1 protein-coding gene is annotated in these 1,469 nt (G+C 40.2%); it reads left to right on the plus strand.

Annotation, left to right across the window (positions count from 1 at the left end; all coding sequences use genetic code 11):
* Positions 1 to 216: 216 nt before the first annotated feature.
* A complete protein-coding gene (gene rpsA / locus ADG03_RS02350) occupies positions 217 to 1,416 on the plus strand; it encodes a 30S ribosomal protein S1 (RefSeq protein WP_003011990.1) in 1,200 nt (399 codons plus the stop codon).
* Positions 1,417 to 1,469 lie beyond the last annotated feature (53 nt).

Raw genomic sequence — 1,469 nt, forward strand, 5'->3', positions numbered from 1 at the left:
AAGGGACTTTGACTCCCTCATGCGTTGGTTCGAATCCAGCTACCCCAGTTCTTAGGTAATATCAGATAAGTGATAAAATATCTATCCAGGTATTTTATTTCTTTATAGGATGAGTCGTTAAAGATTGTAGATGATCTCATTGCGAGTGCTTGCTTAGGAAAAATAATTATAAGTATGTCAAGTTTTAGAAAACTTGATTGTTGGAGGATTTTTTAGATGAATGAATTTGAAGATTTGCTAAACAGTGTTAGCCAAGTTGAACCAGGTGACGTTGTTACTGCTGAAGTATTGACAGTTGACGCGAACCAAGCTAACGTTGCAATCTCTGGAACTGGTGTCGAAGGTGTCTTGACTCTTCGCGAATTGACAAACGATCGTGATGCTGACATCAACGACTTGGTAAAACCAGGTGAAACACTTGAATTGCTTGTTCTTCGTCAAGTAGTTGGTAAAGATACTGATACAGTAACTTACCTTGTATCTAAAAAACGTTTGGAAGCTCGCAAAGCATGGGACAAATTGGTCGGACGTGAAGAAGAAGTTGTTACTGTTAAAGGGACTCGCGCTGTTAAGGGCGGACTTTCAGTAGAATTTGAAGGACTTCGTGGATTTATTCCAGCTTCAATGCTTGATACTCGTTTTGTACGTAACACTGAACGTTTCGTAGGTCAAGAATTTGATGCTAAAATCAAAGAAGTAGATCCAAAAGAAAACCGCTTCATCCTTTCTCGTCGTGAAGTTGTTGAAGCTGAATCAGCTGCAGCACGCGCAGAAGTATTTGGTAAATTGAACGTTGGTGATGTCGTAACTGGTAAAGTTGCACGTATCACAAGCTTCGGTGCTTTCATCGACCTTGGTGGTGTTGATGGATTGGTTCACTTAACAGAATTGTCACACGAACGCAACGTATCACCTAAATCAGTTGTAACTGTTGGTGAAGAAATCCAAGTGAAAGTTCTTGACTTGAACGAAGAAGAAGGTCGTGTATCACTTTCATTGAAAGCTACAACACCTGGACCTTGGGATGGCGTTGAACAAAAATTGGCTGCTGGTGATGTGATCGAAGGAACTGTTAAACGTTTGACTGACTTCGGTGCATTCGTTGAAGTATTGCCAGGTATCGACGGACTTGTACACATCTCACAAATTTCACACAAACGTGTTGAAAATCCAAAAGATGTTCTTAAAGTTGGACAAGAAGTAACTGTTAAAGTTCTTGAAGTAAATGCTGCAGATGAACGTGTATCACTTTCTATCAAAGCTCTTGAAGAACGTCCAGCTCAAGAAGAAGGCGAAAAACAAGAAAAACGTCAATCTCGCCCACGTCGTCCAAAACAAGAAAAACGCGACTTTGATCTTCCAGAAACTCAAACTGGATTCTCAATGGCTGACTTGTTTGGCGATATCGAATTGTAATATTTAAAAGAGGCTGGGACAAAAGTCCTAGCCTCTCAATTATTTTTGGATTG

This window comes from Streptococcus parasanguinis, from assembly GCF_001069785.1.
Lineage (GTDB): Bacteria > Bacillota > Bacilli > Lactobacillales > Streptococcaceae > Streptococcus > Streptococcus parasanguinis_T.